Origin of the sequence: Streptomyces rubellus, from assembly GCF_036323805.1 — a bacterium.
Taxonomy (GTDB): Bacteria; Actinomycetota; Actinomycetes; order Streptomycetales; family Streptomycetaceae; genus Streptomyces.
The window spans coordinates 86,681-100,063 of record NZ_JAZDCX010000003.1 but is presented as its reverse complement, the minus strand read 5'-3'; the positions used below and the strand labels follow the sequence as shown (position 1 = coordinate 100,063).

The 13,383-nt window shown below is 71.8% G+C and carries 12 protein-coding genes and 1 riboswitch; of the genes, 6 read left to right on the top strand and 6 right to left on the bottom strand.

The window, feature by feature from the left end; genetic code table 11:
- Positions 1 to 34 precede the first annotated feature (34 nt).
- The 6 genes from V1L54_RS04525 to gcvT all read right to left on the bottom strand — a co-directional run bounded on the left by V1L54_RS04525 (position 35) and on the right by gcvT (position 6,324).
- Complete coding sequence (locus tag V1L54_RS04525) at positions 35 to 994, bottom strand: alpha/beta hydrolase (protein WP_330116534.1); 960 nt, start codon at positions 992 to 994, stop codon at positions 35 to 37.
- Complete coding sequence (locus tag V1L54_RS04520) at positions 991 to 1,455, bottom strand: YybH family protein (protein ID WP_330116533.1); 465 nt, start codon at positions 1,453 to 1,455, stop codon at positions 991 to 993. The genes V1L54_RS04525 and V1L54_RS04520 overlap by 4 nt, the downstream gene beginning before the upstream one ends.
- A 383-nt stretch (positions 1,456 to 1,838) precedes the next feature.
- Positions 1,839 to 3,260 carry an L-serine ammonia-lyase gene (locus V1L54_RS04515; protein ID WP_330116532.1) on the bottom strand — a complete coding sequence of 474 codons (1,422 nt, stop codon included), beginning with the start codon at positions 3,258 to 3,260 and terminating at the stop codon, positions 1,839 to 1,841.
- 137 nt (positions 3,261 to 3,397) lie between these two features.
- Entirely contained in the window at positions 3,398 to 4,666 is a 1,269-nt protein-coding gene (gene glyA / locus V1L54_RS04510; protein WP_330116531.1) for a serine hydroxymethyltransferase, read from the bottom strand.
- 43 nt (positions 4,667 to 4,709) lie between these two features.
- Positions 4,710 to 5,087 carry a glycine cleavage system protein GcvH gene (gcvH, locus tag V1L54_RS04505; RefSeq protein WP_100203131.1) on the bottom strand — a complete coding sequence of 126 codons (378 nt, stop codon included), beginning with the start codon at positions 5,085 to 5,087 and terminating at the stop codon, positions 4,710 to 4,712.
- Positions 5,088 to 5,178: 91 nt separating this feature from the next.
- On the bottom strand, positions 5,179 to 6,324 hold the full coding sequence (gene gcvT, locus V1L54_RS04500; RefSeq protein ID WP_330116530.1) for a glycine cleavage system aminomethyltransferase GcvT: 1,146 nt from the start codon (positions 6,322 to 6,324) through the stop codon (positions 5,179 to 5,181).
- Between the two features lie 238 nt (positions 6,325 to 6,562).
- Positions 6,563 to 6,674: riboswitch (glycine riboswitch) on the bottom strand.
- A 150-nt stretch (positions 6,675 to 6,824) separates the two neighbouring features.
- On the opposite strand from gcvT, the gene V1L54_RS04495 reads away from it, so the two are divergent.
- From V1L54_RS04495 to V1L54_RS04470, 6 genes are all read left to right on the top strand, one after another.
- Positions 6,825 to 7,514, top strand: coding sequence for an AAA family ATPase (locus V1L54_RS04495; protein ID WP_443076477.1), 690 nt, complete (start codon positions 6,825 to 6,827; stop codon positions 7,512 to 7,514).
- Between the two features lie 61 nt (positions 7,515 to 7,575).
- The gene (locus tag V1L54_RS04490; protein WP_330116528.1) at positions 7,576 to 8,355 is read left to right on the top strand and encodes an enhanced serine sensitivity protein SseB; all 780 of its coding nucleotides are present in this window, start codon (positions 7,576 to 7,578) and stop codon (positions 8,353 to 8,355) included.
- A 197-nt stretch (positions 8,356 to 8,552) separates the two neighbouring features.
- Positions 8,553 to 9,323 carry an enhanced serine sensitivity protein SseB C-terminal domain-containing protein gene (locus tag V1L54_RS04485; RefSeq protein ID WP_330116527.1) on the top strand — a complete coding sequence of 257 codons (771 nt, stop codon included), beginning with the start codon at positions 8,553 to 8,555 and terminating at the stop codon, positions 9,321 to 9,323.
- Positions 9,324 to 9,618: 295 nt separating this feature from the next.
- Positions 9,619 to 11,283 (top strand): ABC transporter substrate-binding protein, encoded by a 1,665-nt coding sequence (locus V1L54_RS04480; protein WP_330116526.1) that lies wholly within the window; start codon positions 9,619 to 9,621, stop codon positions 11,281 to 11,283.
- A 139-nt stretch (positions 11,284 to 11,422) separates the two neighbouring features.
- Positions 11,423 to 12,427, top strand: coding sequence for an ABC transporter permease (locus V1L54_RS04475; RefSeq protein WP_330116525.1), 1,005 nt, complete (start codon positions 11,423 to 11,425; stop codon positions 12,425 to 12,427).
- The gene (locus V1L54_RS04470) at positions 12,427 to 13,380 is read left to right on the top strand and encodes an ABC transporter permease (RefSeq protein WP_330116524.1); all 954 of its coding nucleotides are present in this window, start codon (positions 12,427 to 12,429) and stop codon (positions 13,378 to 13,380) included. Before V1L54_RS04475 ends, V1L54_RS04470 begins: the two co-directional genes overlap by 1 nt.
- Positions 13,381 to 13,383 lie beyond the last annotated feature (3 nt).

The following is a 13,383-nucleotide window of genomic DNA, read 5'->3' as shown; positions in this document are numbered from 1 at the left end:
CAACCCAGGGTGTCATGCCGGCTTCCGCCGCCGCTCATCCCTTCATGTGCCCCTCGAGCCAGTCGAGGATGGCCTCGGGGCGCCTTTGGAACTCGAGATAGCCGTCCCAGCGTCTCGTGGTGCCCTCGACCCAGTGCAAGACCTTGTCCTCGGTGTTGAGGGCGGAGAACATCGACTCGATGTCCTGGGGTTCGGTCAGCGAGTCGTTCCGTACGGCATAGAGATACGTGGGAATGTCCACGTACTTTGCCCATGAGGCGTCCGGGCGCATTGCGAACGGCAGGGATGTCCCGATCGCGACACGGCGGTCGAGATCGGGCAGGCGTTCACGACCGACACCGACGATGTCCAGCAGGCGGCTCATGATGACCACGTCCGAGACCGGCTGGCAGGCGACGAGGCACGTGATCGCCCGGAACGCTGCCGGGTGAGAGCGCATCGCCGCGAACGTCGAGTTCGCTCCGAGGCAGCGGCTGAACAGCGCGGTGCTCATGGTCGCGGTGTCGCGTCGCTCCCGGACGTAGCGCAGAGACCCCAGGACGTCCCGTGCCTCGAGGAGGCCGCTGGTGACGGCTCCGCCGTTGGCCGCTCCACTCAATCCGAAGTTGCGCAGATCATAGGTCAGCACGTTGTAGCCGGCTTCGTGGAGGACGGCGTAGTCGGGGATGAAGTTGACGTCCATCGTGTTCCCGCTCGGCCCCCATATGGACTGCCACGGCTCCAGACGGGTGGGCTGGCCCGCGCGGCTGAACCCCATGGGGTGGTTCAGAACGACGAGCCGGTCGCTGTTCGCGGGGACGAACCACCCTTCGAGCGGTACCCCGTCGGCAGACGGGAACGTGACGTCCTCGTACTCGAGGCCGACATCGGCAGGTGTCCACAGGACCGGTGAGCGAAGGGGAGCGACGAATGACGCGGCGATGCCGTCGAGAATCTCCTCGGCCACGGGGCCGGACACCGGTTCGCGTCCGGCTGGGACGCGCTTCTCCGTCACCCCTGCGCTCCCGTCGGGGTCAGGTCCGTCAGCGCCTTGCCCGTGGCGAAGTCGACCGGCCACGAGACATGGTCGTGGATCATGAGCCACTCTCCGTCGACCAGCCGGAAGCAGTTGGTCGTGCGCACCCAGGAGTCCATCGGCCGGCCGTACATCGTGCCGGTCAGGCGCGCAGCGCAGCGGGCGACGGCAAGCTCTCCGTGGGCGTAGACCAGCAGATCCGCGATCTCGAGGCCGGGCGGCCCGTCGAATGCGGCGTAGAAAGTCTCCCAGTTGCGCCGCCACATCTCGCCGCCGCTGAACTCGAACGGCGGCATGAGATCGAAGGCCGTGAACCCTTCGGGCGCGTAGAAGGACATGATCGCGTCGACATCTTTCGACACGAACGCGTCGCGCCAGGCAAGGAATCGCGCGCGTACCTGCTCGTCAGGCGACTGAGCCGCCATGGTCATCTCGGGCATTTCCCTTCCTCTCCGGGTTCGCGGTGAACCCGCAGACCATGCTCCGATCGCGAACTCCGCGGAGCCAGCCCCGGATTATGGGGGCATAAGAAGTACTACGCTCGCAGCGCTGTCACGCGGCTTCGTCGGCCGATGGGAGGCATCAGGGGGCGCCGACCGTGCACGCCGAGCACTCGGCGGGCGCGTGCGGGCCGATCACGGTACGCCGGGGGCACGTCGCGCGGCCGCCCCTGAGGGATCGGAGCCGGCCAGGCCCTTGCGGGCGTTCCCGGTCGGCCTCTCCCCGGGGTTCTCCAGGTACTTCCCGGGGACTTCCCGGCGCGTGGCCGAGAAAGGAACCGGCAGTCCTGGGGGAGTGGGAACCGCAGGCCGGAGTGACCTTCTCAGCACTCCACCACGTTGACCGCCAGTCCGCCGCGGGCGGTCTCCTTGTACTTGACCTTCATGTCGGCGCCCGTCTCCTTCATCGTCTTGATGGCCTTGTCCAGCGAGACGTGGTGGCGGCCGTCGCCGCGCAGGGACATCCGGGCGGCGGTGATCGCCTTGACCGCCGCCATGCCGTTCCGCTCGATGCAGGGAATCTGGACCAGGCCGCCCACCGGGTCGCAGGTCAGGCCCAGATTGTGCTCGATGCCGATCTCGGCGGCGTTCTCCACCTGCTCCGGGGAGCCTCCCAGGATCTCGGCCAGGCCGCCGGCGGCCATGGAGCAGGCCGAGCCGACCTCGCCCTGACAGCCGACCTCGGCGCCGGAGATGGAGGCGTTCTCCTTGAACAGCAGCCCGATCGCGCCCGCCGTGAGCAGGAAGCGGACCGCCGTGTCCTCGGACCAGCCGGGCACGAACTCCATCGCGTAGTGCAGCACGGCCGGGATGATGCCCGCCGCGCCGTTGGTGGGGGCGGTGACGACCCGGCCGCCCGCCGCGTTCTCCTCGTTGACGGCCATCGCGTAGAGCGTCACCCACTCCATCGCCAGCGCCGCCGCGCCGCCCTCCGCGCGCAGCTTGCGGGCCGAGGCGGCGGCCCGGCGGCGGACCTTCAGACCGCCGGGCAGGACGCCCTCCCGGGACAGGCCGCGGGCGACGCACTCGCGCATCACCCGCCAGATCTCCAGCAGCTCCGCGCGGATCTCCGCCTCGCTCCGCCAGGTCCTCTCGTTCTCCAGCATCAGCGCCGGGATCGACAGGCCCGTCTCACGGGCGGTGCGCAGCAGCTCGTCGCCGGTGCGGAAGGGGTACGGCAGCGCGGTGTCGTCCGGCTTGATCCGGCCGGCGCCGGCCGCGTCCTCGTCCACCACGAAGCCGCCGCCCACCGAGTAGTACGTCTTCTCCAGCAGCGCCGCACCGGAGGCGTCGTACGCGGCCAGCGTCATGCCGTTGGCGTGGTACGGCAGGGAGCGGCGGCGGTGCAGCACCAGGTCGCGGGAGAGGTCGAAGGGGATCTCGTGGGCGGTTTCCGGGGTGTCCCCGCCGTCCCCGCCGTCCCCGCCGTCCCCGCCGGAGGCGGCGAGCAGGCGCAGCCGGCCCGCGTCGCGTACGGCCGCCACCCGCTCGTCCGCCGTGTCCACGTCCACCGTGCGCGGCGAGTGGCCCTCCAGCCCCAGCACCACCGCCTTCGGGGTGCCGTGGCCGTGGCCGGTGGCGCCCAGCGAGCCGTACAGCTCGGCGCGGAGCGCGGCGGTACGGGGCAGGACGCCCTCCCGGGCCAGCCGCCGTACGAACATCCGGGCGGCCCGCATCGGTCCCACGGTGTGGGAGCTGGATGGGCCGATGCCGACGGAGAACAGGTCGAAGACGGAAATGGCCACGGTGGCGGACTCCTTCGTCTGCGCGTGGTGCGTGCCCTGCCGGGTGGGCGGGCGAGGGGACCCCGCGGGTGCGCGGGTGCGGGTGCGGGTGCGCCGCCGGTCGGGCGGCGCACCCGCGAAGGGTGCCCGGAGGGGGTTTACAGCTCCGGGTAGAGCGGGTGCCTGTCGGCCAGGGCCGAGACCCGGACGGCCAGCCGCTTGGCGGTGTCCTCGTCGAACGACGGCTTGAGCGCCTCGGCGACGATGTCCGCGACCTCCCGGAAGTCCTCCGCCCCGAAACCGCGGGTGGCCAGCGCCGGGGTGCCGATCCGCAGGCCGGAGGTGACCATCGGCGGGCGCGGGTCGTTCGGGATGGCGTTGCGGTTGACGGTGATCCCGACGGAGTGCAGCCGGTCCTCGGCCTGCCGCCCGTCCAGCTCGCTGTCCCGCAGGTCCACCAGGACCAGGTGCACGTCGGTGCCGCCGGAGAGCACGGACACGCCCGCCTCGGCGGCGTCCGGCCGCATCAGCCGCTCGGCCAGCAGCCTCGCGCCCTCCAGGGTGCGGCGCTGGCGGTCCCTGAACTCCTCCGAGGCCGCGATCTTGAAGGCGACGGCCTTCGCCGCGATGACATGCTCCAGCGGGCCGCCCTGCTGACCGGGGAAGACCGCCGAGTTGATCTTCTTGGCGTGCTCCTGCTTCGACAGGATCACCCCGCCGCGCGGGCCGCCCAGCGTCTTGTGGGTCGTGGTGGTGACCACGTCCGCGTACGGCACCGGGTTCGGGTGGAGCCCGGCGGCGACCAGCCCGGCGAAGTGCGCCATGTCCACCATCAGCAGCGCGCCCACCTCGTCGGCGATCCGCCGGAACGCCGCGAAGTCGAGCTGCCGGGGGTACGCCGACCAGCCCGCGACGATCAGCCTCGGCCGGTGCTCGCGCGCCAGCCGCTCCACCTCCGCCATGTCCACCAGGCCGTCGGCGGCGTCCACGTGGTAGGGGACGACGTTGTAGAGCTTGCCGGAGAAGTTGATCCGCATCCCGTGGGTGAGGTGCCCGCCGTGGGCCAGGTCCAGGCCCATGATGGTGTCGCCCGGCTCCAGCAGGGCGAACATCGCCGCGGCGTTGGCCTGGGCGCCCGAGTGCGGCTGGACGTTCGCCGCCTCGGCGCCGAAGAGGGCCTTCACCCGGTCGCGGGCGATGTCCTCGATGACGTCGACGTGCTCGCAGCCGCCGTAGTAGCGGCGGCCGGGGTAGCCCTCGGCGTACTTGTTGGTGAGGACCGAGCCCTGGGCCTGGAGGGCGGCGACCGGAGCGAAGTTCTCCGACGCGATCATCTCCAGGGTGGACTGCTGGCGGCGCAGCTCGGCGTCGACGGCGGCGGCGACGTCGGGATCGACCTCGTGCAGGGAACTGTTCAGAAGCGACATCGGATCTTTCCGCTCGTGGTGTGCTGGACGGCGTGGGTGCGGGTCACTCGCTGGTGAAGGCGGTGTACTCGTCGGCCGTGAGCAGGTCCTCCGGCTCCTGCGAGATCCTCACCCGGAACAGCCAGCCGCCCTCGTAGGGGGCGGAGTTCACCAGCGCCGGATCGTCCACCACGTCCTGGTTGACCTCGGTGATCTCTCCGGTGACCGGCGCGTACAGGTCGCTGACCGACTTGGTCGACTCCAGCTCGCCGCAGGGTTCGCCCGCGGTGACCGTGGCGCCCACCTCGGGGAGCTGGACGTAGACGACGTCGCCGAGCGCCTCCGCGGCGTGCCCGGTGATGCCGACCGTGGCGACGCCGTCCTCGACGGCCGACAGCCACTCGTGCTCCTTGCTGTAGCGCAGCTGCTGGGGGTTGCTCATGGCGTGATTCTCCTGATGGGGGATGGTGGACGGGGAACGGTCTCGCCGGCTGGGACGGCGGGCGCGGGACGGGGTGCGGGAACGGGGCCGGTCAGCGCTCGCGCCGGTAGAAGGGCAGCGCGACGACCTCGTACGGCTCATGCGTACCGCGGATGTCCACGTGCACACCCGGCGTGCCGGGCGCGGCGTGGCCGGCGTCCACGTAGGCCATCGCGATCGGCCTGCCCAGGGTGGGGGAGGGGGCGCCGGAGGTGACCTCGCCGATCACCGTCCCGGCGGCGTCCACCACCGGGTATCCGGCGCGCGGCACCCGCCGGCCGGCGGCGACGAGGCCGACCAGCCTCCGCGGCGGATCCTGTTCGGCGCGGCGCGCGGCGGCCTCCAGGGCGGCGCGGCCGGTGAAGTCGCCGGGCTTGTCGAGCTTCACCACCCGGCCCAGGCCCGCGTCGAAGGGGGTGGTCTCCCGGGTCAGCTCGTGCCCGTACAGCGGCATGCCCGCCTCCAGCCGGAGCGTGTCGCGGCAGGACAGCCCGCACGGCACCAGGCCCGCCGGCGCCCCGGCCTCGGTCAGCGCCCGCCACAGCGGCTCGGCGTCCCCGGGGGAGACGAACAGCTCGAAGCCGTCCTCGCCGGTGTAGCCGGTACGGGCGATCAGGGCGCCGGCGCCCGCGACGGTGCCGCGCAGCCCGGCGTAGTACTTCAGGCCGGCCAGGTCGGCGTCGGTGAGCTTCGCCAGGATGTCCTGGGAGGCGGGACCCTGCACGGCGAGGAGGGCGTAGGCGTCGCGGTCGTCGCGGACGGCCGCATCCGGGAGGCCGAGCTCGCCGTGCCGCTCGGCCAGGGCGTCCAGGACGGTCTGCGCGTTGGCTGCGTTGGCCACGACCAGGTACCCGTCCTCCGCCAGGCGGTAGACGATCAGGTCGTCGAGGATGCCGCCGCCCATGTCGCAGATCATGGTGTAGCGGGCCCGGCCGACGGGGACGGCGGACAGCCGGCCGACCAGGGCGCCGTCCAGCAGCTCGCCGGCCTGCGGGCCGGTGACGGCGATCTCGCCCATGTGGCTGAGGTCGAACAGTCCGGCGCGGGTGCGCACCGCGGTGTGCTCGTCGCGCTCGCTGCCGTAGCGCAGCGGCATCTCCCAGCCCGCGAAGTCCGTCATGGTGGCGCCCAGGGCGCGGTGGACGGCGTCGAGGGGGACGCGGCGGGGCGGCTGGGGGGAACGGGGGGAATCGCTCATGGTTCGGCTCCCGGGCGAGGTGGCGGGGTCGGCTCCGTACACGGGTCCGGTACGGGTTCCTTCGGACAGGTCCCGCGCGCGGGCGGGGGACATGCCCTCCCCATCTGTCATCGGAACCTGAGAGGTTCGCCACGAGCCCGCACGGGCGGACCGCGGCTTGCACCGTGGGTGGGGCGTCCCGGGAGCGGGACCGGCAAGCGATACCGGAGGCAAGGGGGCGCCCGCTTTTCAGATCTGCCTCGCCCGCGCGGTATCGGGGCCTGAGAGATTCAAGGGAGGACTTGCTCCTTCGGCGCCCCGTGGGACCGCTGTGACCAGCGGGTCCACGGGAACTCTCCCGCGCGTGCTCGAACGGCCGGTATGCAGTTGGCGCGCTCATCATCGCACGCCCCCGGGTGCCCCCACCGGCGCGGACCCGAACCGCTCCGGAAGGTGTCGGGCGCGTCCACGGTGGGTAACGGCCTTGTCCGCCGTCATCCTTCTTGACACGCTCTGGGGGGATGCCGCGGGCACGTGGCCGGATCGGGGAGGGCGTACCACGAGTGAGCAGTCCGGAGAGTGCCTGTGCGGCACACAGCGGGGCGGAGCCCCGGCACCCCGTCGCATCCGTGCTGCCGAGCGGGCGGGACCTGCGGGGGACGGCGGCGGTGCGGGTGCTGCGCTTCCCCGCCGGGGACCGGGTGGTCGTCTCCGGACTGCCCGGCAGCGGCAAGTCCACCCTGATCCGGCGGGTGGTGGCCGCCAACGAGACGGTGGTCCGGATCGACTCCCAGGACATGCGGGAGCGCTGGGAGCGGCGGCTGCCCGCCCGGCTGCCGTACGGCGCCTACCGGCCCCTGGTCCGGGCCGCGCACTACCTGGCGCTGTGGCGGGCGCTGGCCTCCGGCGGCAGCGTCGTGGTGCACGACTGCGGCACCCAGGGCTGGGTGCGCCACTGGCTGGCGGCGGACGCGCGGCGGCGCGGGCGGGCCCTGCACCTGGTGCTGCTGGACGTCTCACCGGACGAGGCGCTGGCCGGGCAGGCGCAGCGGGGACGCGGGGTGTCGGCGTACGCCTTCGCCCGGCACCGGCGGGCGGTACGGCGGCTGGTGGCGGACGCGGCGGCGGGACGGCTGCCGCGGGGCTGTGTGTCGTCGGTGCTGCTGGACCGGGGTGCGGCGGGGGCGCTGCGCGGCATGGCCTTCGAGTAGGCGGGCGCCCGGGAGGCGGATCCGGGGTCCGCGCCGGACGGGTTGCCGATAGGGTTTTCGCATGACCATCCCGCAGCACTACGGACCGGGACACGGCGGCGGCTGGCCCGGCAACGAGCTGGAGGAGACCCTCGCCGCCTCGGTCGGCGTCCCCGGCGCCGGCGCCCGGCTGCTGGAGGTGCTCGGCCGCAGCAGCGTGTGGGTGCCGCTGCCCGAGGGCGGCGGCCCGGACAGCCCGAACCTCGACCTGCCGACGATCCAGTTCGACGGGGCGCCGTACGTCCCCGTCTTCAGCTCCGAGCAGCAGTTCCTGCAGGGCGCCGGTGCCCATCTGTCCTTCGCCGTCGCGCCGGCGAGGGAGTTCGCCCGCGGCCTGCCGCCGCAGGTCGGCATCGTGATCAACCCCGAGGGCACCGTCGGCGCGCCCCTGCCGCCGCCGGCCGTGGCGGAGCTGTGCCGCGAGGGCGGCGCCGCCGGGGTGCCGGGCGTGGTGAGCGGGGCCCGGGTGCGGCTCTTCGAGCCCGACTGGCAGGAGGAGCCGGTGGACTTCCTGGCCGCGGCGGCCGGGGAGTTCGCGGTGCTGCCGCGGGTGCGCACCGCGCGCCGCGGCCTGGCCAGCGTCGAGGGCGACCCGCCCGCGCTGTTCGTCGGGGTGGAACTGGACCCGCCGGACGGGGAGGCCCGGGCGGCGGCGCACGACGCGCTGGGCCGCGCGCTGGGCCGGGAGCCGGTGCGCTGGCCGGTGCAGATGGTGCTGCTGGACGCCGCCCGGGACCCGGTCGTGGACTGGCTGCGCCAGTGCGTACGGCCCTTCTACTCGCGCGACGGGCAGGTGTACTGAGCCCGTCCCGCCCTGCCCGGACCGCCCCCGCGGCCCGAGTGCCCACTGAGTACCCGTACCCGGGCGCGGCCGAGTAGCCCCGCCCCTGTCCGGCATGGACCGTAAGCTGGTTGGATGTCGGGGCGGGACGCGTGCGCGGCCCGGCGCGCAAGGCACGGCACGGAGTGCGAGAAGATGCGACAAAAGGGGCGGCCCACGTGAGCGCGGGTGGAAGCGTTGAGCAACTGCTGCGGCAGGTGACACCCGGGCGGTACGACACCTACGAAGCGCTGCTGCACGCCCTCGCGGAAGGCCGGGTGTGGATGCTGCTCTGGCACGGCCGGGCCGGCTCGCCCGACGCCCAGTACGGGAACATGGAGGTCGCCGGGCACGGCTACGCGCCCTGTGTGACCTCCGAGCAGGAGCTGGCCGCCTCCGGCTGGACCAGGGCGCACGAGGTCGTCGGCGGGCGCGAGATCGCCGCCGCCCTCTTCCCGGACCGCTGGGGGCTGTGGCTCGATCCGCACGCGCCCGGCGGCGGCCTCGGCATTCCCTGGCTGGATCTGCGGCGGATCGCGGGCGGCCTGGACCGGCTGCCCGCCGGGCCGCTGCGCATCAGCGAACCGACCGTGGACGTCCCGCACTTCTACGCCCAGCTCGTCCAGAACGCCCACCGCACCCCCGCCGTGCGCACCCTGCGCCGGGCCTGGGTGCAGCCCGCGCTGGGCGCACCGTATCTGGTGATCGGGCTCGACCTGTACGACGGCGGCCCGCAGGCCGTGGAGTCGGTGCGGTCGATGATGCAGCAGTCGGTGGCCGCGGTGCCGGACGGGCTGGCGGTCTCCACGGTGGCGATGTCGGACGAGTACGACCCGGTCGCCATGTGGCTGCGGGCCAATTCCCGGCCTTTCTTCGACCGTGACGCACACGGGGGTACCGCGCCCGCGGGGGCCCCGGGGTACGGTTACGGCTACCCGCGGCCCAGCTGAGACCGCCGGGATCCGCCGTGCCCCCCGGGGCCCGGCGGGCACGGCACCGCGGCTTCCCGCACGTCCCGGCCGTCCCCGGACGGCCCGTGCGATGTGTCCGGCGAGGTCCGGGCGGCACCGCGAACGACCCGGAAGTTTCCCCGATGTTGCCCTTGCTGGCCTGGGCCGTTGCCCTTTCGGGGTGGCAGGTCTCGGCTCGGTATCACCGACATGCGGACAGTTCACACCGGAGGTTTAACGCGGGTACTGTTCGGGCCGACCTGCAGTCTGACCGTCACCGACCCCGAGGTGGAACATGCGCATACCCAGTTCCCGGGTCGTCCAGACGATCGCGGCCGCCCTCGCGGTTGGTGTGATCGCCACTGGATGCTCCAGCGAACGAGGCAAGGACGACGGCGGAGGCGGAGACACCTTCGTCTTCGGCGCCGCCGGCGATCCGAGCTCCCTGGACCCGGCACTGGCGAGTGACGGTGAGACCTTCCGGGTGACCCGCCAGGCGTTCGAGGCGCTCATCGAGCACGAGCCGGGCGGCAGCGAGCTGGTCGGCGGTCTCGCGGAGTCGTGGGAGAGCGACGAGACCGGCACCAAGTGGACCTTCAACCTCCGCAAGGACGTGAAGTTCCACGACGGCGAGAAGCTCACCGCCGAGGTCGTGTGCAAGAACTACGACCACTGGTTCAACTGGACCGGTACGTACCAGAACAGCGCGGTCTCGTACTACTGGCAGACCATCATGGGCGGCTTCGCCAAGAACGAGGCCGAGGACGCCCCCGAGGCCAACTACAAGAGCTGCACCGCCCAGGACGAGCTCACCGCCGTCATCGAGGTGAACGAGGCCACCGCCAACCTGCCGGGCGGCTTCTCCCTCCAGGCGCTCGCCATCCACTCGCCGAAGGCCATCGACGCCTACAAGAAGCAGCAGGCGACCGGCGAGGACGACGCCATCAGCTACCCCAAGTACAGCCAGGAGGCCGGCACCGTCGCCGGCACCGGGCCGTTCAGGATCACCGACTGGGACAAGGGCAACAAGGAAGTCACCCTGGAGCGCTTCGACGACTACTGGGGCGACAAGGCCGGGGTCGAGAAGCTGGTCTTCCGCACCATCGCCGACGAGTCCGCCCGCCGCCAGGCCCTGCAGGCGGGCAACATCGACGGCTACGACCTGGTGGCGCCCTCGGACGTGGCGACCCTGGAGAAGGAGGGCTACCAGGTCCCGGTCCGCGGTGTGTTCAACATCTTCTACGTGGGCTTCTCGCAGGAGGCGAACAAGTCCCTGCAGAAGAAGGAGGTCCGCCAGGCCATCGCGCACGCGATCGACCGGGACAACATCGTCAAGACCCAGCTGCCCGAGGGCGGCGTGACGGCCACGCAGTTCATGCCGGACACCGTCGACGGCTACTCGGACAAGGTCACCACGTACCCGTTCGACACCGCCAAGGCCAAGGGCCTGCTGGAGAAGGCCGGCGAGGAGAACCTCGCGGTCGACTTCTGCTACCCGACCGAGGTCACCCGCCCCTACATGCCCGCCCCGGCGGACCTGTTCGAGCTGATGAAGACCGACCTGGAGAAGGCCGGCGTCAAGGTCACCCCCAAGCCGATGAAGTGGGCCCCGACCTACCTCGACGCCACCGAGAACGGCTCCTGCGACCTGCACATGCTGGGCTGGACCGGTGACTTCAACGACGCCTACAACTTCATCGGCACCTGGTTCGGCGGCTACGACAAGCAGTGGGGCTTCCGCGACGACAAGGTCTTCAAGGCGATGAAGGCCGCCGAGTCCGAGCCGGACCAGGCCAAGCGGGTCGAGCTGTACAAGAAGGCCAACGAGGTCATCATGGACTACCTGCCGGGCGTCCCGGTCTCCTCGTCCCCGCCCGCCATCGCGTTCGCCAAGAACGTCAACCCGCCGAAGGTCTCCCCGCTGACGCAGGAGAACTTCGCCGAGGTCTCCTTCAAGTAACCGCAAGATCGCGCAGGTCCGCCCGGCCACCCGCACCCGAAGTGGCCGGGCGGACCTGACTGCGAGTACGAGAACACCCGGGACACCGGAAACACCGGGAACACCGGGAAAACAAGGAAGTGGAAAGGGGCATCGCGGGGTGTTGCGTCTCGTCGTACGAAGACTGCTGCAACTCATTCCCACCCTGCTGGGCCTGTCGGTTCTGCTGTTCGTCTGGCTGAACCAACTGCCCGGCGGACCCGCCGCCGCCATGCTCGGCGAACGGGCCACCGCGGCCGACAAGGCGCGCATCGAGGAGGCACTCGGCCTGGACCAGCCGGTGTGGGTCCAGTACGGCCGCTTCCTCAAGCGGCTGTTCGAGCTGGACCTGGGCACCTCGACCCAGACCGGGCAGCCGGTGTGGGACGAGTTCACCCGGGCGTTCCCCGCCACCGTGGAGCTGGGAATCGCCGCCATGCTCATCGCCGTCGCCGTCGGAGTGCCGCTGGGTTACTTCGCCGCCCGCCGGCGCGGCAGCTGGCTGGACGTGACCGCGGTCTCCGGCTCCCTGCTGGGCATCTGCATCCCGGTCTTCTTCCTGGCGTTCATCCTCAAGGCGCTCTTCGCCGTCCAGCTCGGCTGGTTCCCCAGCTTCGGACGGCAGACCACCGGGATCGACGCCACCGAGGTCACCGGCTTCTACGTGCTGGACGGCATCCTCACCGGCGAGTTCGACGCCTCCTGGGACGCGATCATGCACCTGGTGCTGCCGGCGCTCGCGCTCTCCTCGATCCCGCTGGCCATCATCACCCGCATGACCCGGGCCAGCGTCCTGGAGGTGCTCGGCGAGGACTACGTCCGCACCGCCGAGTCCAAGGGCCTGCGCCCGTCGGTGGTGCGCGGCCGCCATGTGATGCGCAACGCGCTGCTGCCGGTGATCACCGCCGTCGGCCTGCTCACCGGCGGCCTGCTGTCGGGGGCGGTGCTCACCGAGTCGGTCTTCGCCTTCGGCGGCATCGGCTCCTTCATCAAGACGGCCATCGACGAGCGCGACTACCCCGTGCTGGTGGGCTTCATCATGTTCATCGCGGCTGCCTACGTGGTCATCAACCTGCTGGTCGACCTCGCCTACAGCCTCATCGACCCGAGAGTGCGGGTGCACTGATGAGCGTCAGGACCGAAAAGATCGACCGGCTCGCGGAGCTCACCGCCGCCACCGAGACCTCCACGGGCGCCGGTCTGTGGACCGAGGCCTGGCGCCGGCTGCGGGCCAGCAAGATGGCCGTCATCGGCGCGGTGATCATCGGCGTGTTCGTGGTGGTGGCGGTCGTGGGCCCGTGGGTCGCCCCGTACGACCCCACCGCGCAGCTGTGGCGCGGCGAGGTCTTCCCCAACAGGAACGTCTTCGTGGGCCCGCGCGGCGAGAACTGGCTGGGCCTGGACCACCTGGCGCGCGACGAGTTCTCCCGGCTGCTGGTCGGGGCCCGCCAGACCCTGCTGGTCGGCGTCGTCGCCACCCTGCTGGGCTTCACCGTCGGGGCCCTGGTCGGCGGCGTCTCCGGTGCCGCCCTGGTGCTCGGCGGCCAGCTGGGGCGCCGGATCGACACCGTCGTGATGCGCGTCATCGACATCATGCTGGCGCTGCCCTCGCTGCTGCTGGCGGTCTCCGTCGCGGCGATGCTGGGCCAGTCCCTGACCACCGTGATGATCGCGGTGGGCGTGGTGCAGATCCCCGTCTTCGCCCGGCTGCTGCGCGGCGCGATGCTCGCCCAGGGCAGCGCGGACTACGTACTGGCCGCCCGGGCGCTGGGCGTGCGCAAGCGGCGCATCGCCCTCGGCCAAGTCCTGCCCAACTCGCTGAGCCCGGTGATCGTCCAGGGCACCCTCAGCCTGGCCACCGCCATCATCGAGGCCGCGGCGCTGTCCTACCTCGGGCTGGGCAACCCGGACGCCGCCATCCCGGAGTGGGGTGTCATGCTCGCCCAGGCGCAGCACTACTTCGACAGTGCGCCGATGCTCGCGGTCTACCCGGCGCTGGGCATCATCATCACCGCCCTCGGCTTCACCCTGCTGGGCGAGGCGATGCGTGAGGCCCTCGACCCGAAACTGCGGAGTTGATCA